Source organism: Ruegeria sp. CDSA034 (assembly GCF_059612275.1).
Genome location: NZ_JBXWQH010000017.1, coordinates 99,602 through 105,601, shown reverse-complemented (window position 1 = coordinate 105,601; position 6,000 = coordinate 99,602). Strand labels below are relative to the sequence as shown.

Below are 6,000 nucleotides of genomic sequence, written 5' to 3'. Positions count from 1 at the left end.
AAAACGGCCTGCGTTTCGCCATCCGCGAAGGCGGCCGCACCGTCGGCGCCGGCGTCGTGTCGAAAATCGTCGAGTAAGGCGCGCTTGTCGCGCCTGGTTGCGGCAGGCTATTTTCCTCAGGGAAATCTGCCGAGAGCAACACGGTGAGAAACCAAAGAAGGCCGCTCCGTCCGGGGCGGCCTTTTTTTCATTTTGCGGTTTCTGAACCACGTTTGTCCGCAACGCAAACTGTCCGAATTTTCCCTTCTGTTGCTGAACCGCGCAGAGTTTGAAACAACCGTCCGATAAGACGGTCTGGTTAATTCCCCTGCGGCTCAGACACCGACCCAGAACCAGTCGTTCATTCCGAGTTGTAGTATTTCCGAAGAAGTGCTTTTTAGAAAACCGCCGCCAACAAAACAGGCGTTGGCCCACAAGGAGTACTTTGAAATGGACGAAACCGTACAAAGGCTGTCCAGACGTTTGAAACGACGCGGATACCAGGTTTTGCCAAACAAGGAAACGGGCGAATACATTAGCAGTCTCGGTTTTCAGGTCCAGACGGTATTTGATGTTGGTGTTGCCGGCGGCACAGCGCATTTGTATGCGGCGTTTCCGGATTCAAAATTTGTTTTGATCGAGCCGATTGCAGACTATGAAACAAAGCTACGAAGAAAATGGGCGGACAAAATCAATTTTGATTTTCACGCCTGCGGTGTTGGGGCGGAAAACGGGCAGACAACGCTGCGTATCCCAACGGTCGGTGCCCGATCATTTGGAACGCGCGCGACTATGCTTGAGTTCGATGATTCTGCTACGGCGCACATATCGAAAATCGAAGAAAGACAGGTGCCCGTGAAAACACTTGACGAGATCGCTTCGACCTACAAAGGACCTTTCGGCCTTAAGATTGATACCGAAGGTTTCGAAATCGAAGTAATTCGGGGCGCGTCGGAAATGCTGAAAAACTGCGCATTTGTCTTGGCCGAGGTTTCAACACGCCGTCGTTATCAAGGCGGCTACAAGTTTAGCGATTTTGTTTCGGTTATGGCAGGTCAGGGGTTTGAACTGCACGATTTCATCAGACCGCCGTCGCCGCAGGCAACCGATTGCGACGCGATTTTTGCACCTTTTAACAGCCCTTTGTTTGACTTTCGGGATTTGAAGCTATCGCGCATTGCAGCGAAGGGCGTAAAGCCGTAGGAGGAAGTCGTTCTTTCCTTCTAGATACGTGTGCCCATGGGCACGGGTAGTTCCGGTTTTGCCGCGATAATACTTGGTTGATGCGGCGTGGCGGGTTCGAGATGTTTGGCGGCAGTCAAATCCAGAATTAGTAAGCCTGAAAAACCCCTTGCCAAACCCCCCACACCCCTGTAGATCGCGCGAGTTCTCTTCAAGAACATCGAGGCGGGGTGATTCCCGCCTTTTGGGTTCGAAGAGGGTTGGCGATGCGCGCTTGTCCTCCTCTCAACCTCAACGCCTGATAAAAGGCTGTTATTATGCAAAGCCAAAACATCCGTATTCGGCTGAAGGCATTTGACTATCGCGTTCTGGATGCCAGCACGCAAGAGATCGTCAACACTGCCAAGCGGACCGGCGCGAACGTGCGCGGTCCGATCCCGCTGCCGAACAAGATCGAGAAGTTCACGGTTCTCCGTGGCCCTCACGTTGACAAGAAATCCCGCGACCAGTTCGAGATCCGCACGCACAAGCGTCTGCTCGACATCGTTGATCCGACCCCCCAGACCGTTGACGCGCTGATGAAGCTCGACCTCGCCGCTGGTGTGGACGTCGAGATCAAGCTGCAGTCGTAAGATCGGAGGGTATAGATTATGCGCTCTGGTATTATCGCAAAAAAAGTAGGCATGACCCGCCTGTTCATGGAAGACGGCAAGCAGATCCCTGTGACCGTTCTTCACCTGGACGGCCTGCAGGTCGTTGCACAGCGTACCGCTGACAAAGACGGCTACACCGCCGTTCAGCTGGGCGCAGGTGCTGCCAAGGCAAAACGCACCTCGAAGGCTATGCGCGGTCACTATGCCGCTGCAAAGGTCGAGCCTAAGCGTAAGCTGGCCGAGTTCCGCGTCTCCGAAGATGGCCTGATCGAAGTGGGCGCCGAGATTTCGGCAGAACACTTCCTGGAAGGTCAGAAGGTTGACGTTTCGGGTACCTCGATCGGTAAAGGCTTTGCCGGTGCAATGAAGCGCCACAACTTCGGTGGTCTTCGCGCCTCGCACGGTGTTTCGATCAGCCACCGTTCGCATGGTTCGACTGGCCAGTGTCAGGATCCGGGCAAGGTTTTCAAAGGCAAAAAGATGGCCGGTCACATGGGTGCTGCCCGTGTAACCACCCAGAACCTGGAAGTCGTCAAAACCGACGCCGACCGTGGTCTGGTCTTCATCAAAGGCGCCGTTCCCGGACCAAAATCGGGCTGGGTTACCGTCAAGGACGCCGTCAAGAAGAAAGCACCGGAAGGCCTGCCTTTCCCGGCAGCCGTAAAAGGTGCTGCAACTGAAGCACCTGCGGAAGAAGCTCCCGCGGAAGGTGGTGAAGCATGAAACTTGATGTAATCAAACTGGACGGCGGCAAAGCCGGCAACATCGAGCTGGACGCCGATCTGTTCGGCCTTGAGCCGCGCGCGGACATCCTGCACCGTGTGGTCCGTTGGCAGCGCAACAACGCGCAGGCTGGCACCCACAAGGTCAAGACCCGTTCGGAAGTGTCCTACTCGACCAAGAAGATCTATCGCCAAAAAGGCACCGGTGGCGCACGCCACGGCGCTCGCTCGGCACCGATCTTCCGGGGTGGTGGCGTTTACAAGGGTCCGGTCGTGCGTTCGCATGGTCACGACCTGCCGAAGAAGTTCCGTAAACTCGGTCTGCGCCACGCGCTGTCTGCCAAAATGGCAGCTGGTGAACTGGTTGTGATCGAAAACGCCGAAGCCGAAGGCAAGACCGCTGCACTGGCCAAACAGGTTGCAAACCTGGGCTGGAAACGCGCTCTGGTCATCGACGGGGCGACCGTGAACGAAGGTTTCCTGAAGGCGTCGCGCAACATCGAAGGTCTGGATATCCTGCCGTCGATGGGTGCAAACGTTTATGACATCCTCAAGCGTGACACTCTGGTGCTCACCAAAGCGGCTGTCGAAGCACTGGAGGCTCGTCTGAAATGAGCGCGAAGGCAGAACACTACGACGTGATCCGCAAGCCGATCATCACTGAAAAGTCGACCATGGCGTCCGAGAACGGCGCGATTGTCTTTGAAGTGGCGATCGACAGCAACAAACCGCAGATCAAAGAAGCGGTTGAATCGCTGTTTGGTGTCAAGGTGAAGGCGGTCAACACCACCATCACCAAAGGCAAAGTCAAGCGGTTCCGCGGCCAGTTGGGCAAGCGGAAAGACGTCAAAAAAGCATATGTGACCCTGGAAGAGGGTAACACCATCGACGTAAGCACCGGTCTCTGATCGGACTCGTCTTTGGGAAAAAACATGGGGCCCCTGCTGATGCAGGGGCCTTTTTTGTTGGCGCAGCTCATCTGGCCGCGTTGAACTTGGCCCGGACCTGTGCACAGTGATCTCTAGGCAGTGAGACGGGTGATATGCAGGCTGAACAGCAGGTTCGCGATTTCGGGAAAACCCGGGATGGTCAGATCGTCAGAAGCATCGATATCGGGCAGGGGACGCTTTCTGCGCGTATCCTGACCTATGGCGCAACGCTGCAGGATCTGCGTTTGCAGGGTTTTGAGCATCCTCTGATATTGGGGTGGCCAGAGATTGCAGGCTATGAAGACAGCACTGCTTACCTAGGAGCCATGGTGGGCCGTTGTGCCAATCGGATCGCGCGCGCGTCATACAGTTTGGATGGTGCAAACTACCAGCTGGATCGCAATTATTTGGGCACTCATACGTTGCACGGCGGAACGCAAGGTATGCATTGTTTGGTCTGGGAAATTTCCAGCGTTACACCGGGCGCGGTCACTTTGCAGCTGACCCTGCCTGATGGCCATATGGGCTTTGGCGGCGACTTGGAAGTGGCGGTGACCTTCCGAGTCGAGGCGGAGGCTACATTGAGTATCGAAATGGAAGCGCGGACAACGTCGGCAAGCCTTTGCAATCTGACCCCGCATATCTACTTCAACCTCGACGGTGGAGCAGACATCCGCCAGCACGAACTAATGGTGCGCGCAGAACACTACACCCCTGTTGACGGGGACCTCATTCCCACAGGCGAAGCGCTTAGCGTTGAGGGCACGCCCTTTGATCTGCGGTCACCGCGACCTTTGGGGGGCTGGGCATATGATCACAATTTCTGCCTGTCCGATCAGCGTCTGCCTTGTCGTCCTGTGGCGACGCTGACCGGATCGTCCTCAGGTCTTTCGATGCATCTAGAGACGACCGAGCCGGGTTTGCAGGTCTATTCTGGTGCGTCTTTTGATGAAGGTCCACGCATTGGCTTGGGTGGCCAACCCTACGGCCCTTATTCGGGCGTCGCTTTGGAACCACAGGTCTGGCCCGATTCAATCAACCAGCAAGGGTTTCCAAGTGCGGTATTGCGCAAGGGTCAAACCTATCGCCATGTTTCGCGATACGTGTTTCAGAGCGAGGATTAAGGTCAGGCGGTTCCATGGCCAGTTGGGTCGCCGGAAAAGGGAAAAAAAGCACTTTTTGATCTAGGCAGAGGGTTACACTATCGATGTGAGCACCTATCTCTGATCGGATCCGCCTACGGATAAGCGTGAGGGTCGCCGCGAAAGCGGAGGTTTTCTTGAGCAACAACACCAGAGAAAATGAGCGCGACACATTCGCCTCAGCCAGAATTCGCTTGCTATGCCGGATCGGTAGTCTATGCGGTTTCTACAAACATAAGTGACATGGCAGGCGCATGACAAAACCCTATCTCTCGACCCCGGACAAACCGGATGTGACCGCCGCGCGGGATTGGGTTACGACACTTGCCAAATACCGCGAGCCGAACCAGTGGCGCAGCTCCTTTGAGCTGGGTGTCAGTATTATCCCTTTCTTCTTGCTATGGGCGCTGTCCTGGATGTCGCTTTCGGTCAGCTATTGGTTGGCTTTTGCGATTGCCGTTCTCAACGCGGCCTTCCTGCTGCGCTTGTTTGCGATCCAGCATGATTGTGGGCACGGAGCGTTCTTCAAGAACCGGTCGGTCAGCGACTGGGTTGGGCGGGTCATTGGTGTATTGACCCTGACGCCTTATGACGTCTGGCGTCGCACGCATTCCAACCATCACAACAGCTCGGGGAATTTGGACAAACGGGGAATGGGCGATATCCACACTTTGACAGTCACCGAGTACCGGTCAAAGACGCCCATGAACCGGTTCTGGTATCGGGTTTATCGCAACCCCATTACACTGTTTGTCCTTGGCCCCGGCTACCTGTTTCTGTTCCAGAACCGCCTCCCGCTGGGTTTGACGGGCAGCGTCAGGTTTTGGGTCAGCGCGATGAGCACCAACCTTGCCATTCTGGCTGCGCTCGTGGCCGTATACTATTTTGGCGGCCTGATGCCGGTGCTGCTGATCTTTCTGCCCTCAACCCTGATTGCCGCGACCGCGGGCGTGTGGCTGTTTTACGTACAACACCAGTTCGAGGATACGCATTGGGACGCTGATAAGGACTGGCAACTGCATGAGGCTGCCTTGCACGGCAGCTCGCATTACATCCTGCCATCCGTGCTGCAGTGGTTCAGCGCCAATATCGGCATTCACCACGTGCACCACCTGTATAGCCGCATCCCGTTCTATCGCCTGACCGAAGTGCTGCGCGACCATGATGAGCTGGCCAACAGCAACAAGATGACCATCCGTGAGAGCCTCGCCAACGCGCGGTTGCATCTGTGGGACGAAAATAATCGCCGTTTGTTGTCCTTCGCCGAGGCGCGCGCGCTGTATGGGTGAGGGGTGTTCCGCTGGGTGGAGCACAACGGGAAAGACGTCAAGAAATAGCATGTGACCCTGGAAGAGGGTAACACCTTCGACGTGCCCACCGGCCTCTGATCGGA

The 6,000-nt window shown here is 55.9% G+C and carries 8 protein-coding genes; all 8 read left to right on the top strand.

All coding sequences use genetic code 11. From position 1 onward, the window contains the following. The coding region (locus AC2FLJ_RS21105; protein WP_211198660.1) for an EF-Tu C-terminal domain-related protein at positions 1-77 on the top strand (77 nt) is incomplete at its 5' end. Between the two features lie 352 nt (positions 78-429). Next, positions 430-1,182, top strand: a complete 753-nt coding sequence (locus tag AC2FLJ_RS21100) for an FkbM family methyltransferase (RefSeq protein ID WP_496707483.1) — start codon at positions 430-432, stop codon at positions 1,180-1,182. A 296-nt stretch (positions 1,183-1,478) separates the two neighbouring features. Next, entirely contained in the window at positions 1,479-1,793 is a 315-nt protein-coding gene (gene rpsJ / locus AC2FLJ_RS21095; protein ID WP_008756422.1) for a 30S ribosomal protein S10, read from the top strand. 18 nt (positions 1,794-1,811) lie between these two features. Beyond that, complete coding sequence (gene rplC, locus AC2FLJ_RS21090; RefSeq protein ID WP_058272361.1) at positions 1,812-2,537, top strand: 50S ribosomal protein L3; 726 nt, start codon at positions 1,812-1,814, stop codon at positions 2,535-2,537. Beyond that, positions 2,534-3,151 (top strand): 50S ribosomal protein L4, encoded by a 618-nt coding sequence (gene rplD, locus AC2FLJ_RS21085; protein WP_050605826.1) that lies wholly within the window; start codon positions 2,534-2,536, stop codon positions 3,149-3,151. Before rplC ends, rplD begins: the two co-directional genes overlap by 4 nt. Then, a complete protein-coding gene (locus tag AC2FLJ_RS21080) occupies positions 3,148-3,444 on the top strand; it encodes a 50S ribosomal protein L23 (RefSeq protein WP_058272362.1) in 297 nt (98 codons plus the stop codon). Before rplD ends, AC2FLJ_RS21080 begins: the two co-directional genes overlap by 4 nt. A gap of 134 nt (positions 3,445-3,578) precedes the next feature. After that, a complete protein-coding gene (locus tag AC2FLJ_RS21075) occupies positions 3,579-4,589 on the top strand; it encodes an aldose epimerase family protein (protein ID WP_496707480.1) in 1,011 nt (336 codons plus the stop codon). Positions 4,590-4,861: 272 nt separating this feature from the next. Beyond that, on the top strand, positions 4,862-5,896 hold the full coding sequence (locus AC2FLJ_RS21070; protein WP_109312777.1) for a fatty acid desaturase: 1,035 nt from the start codon (positions 4,862-4,864) through the stop codon (positions 5,894-5,896). Positions 5,897-6,000 lie beyond the last annotated feature (104 nt).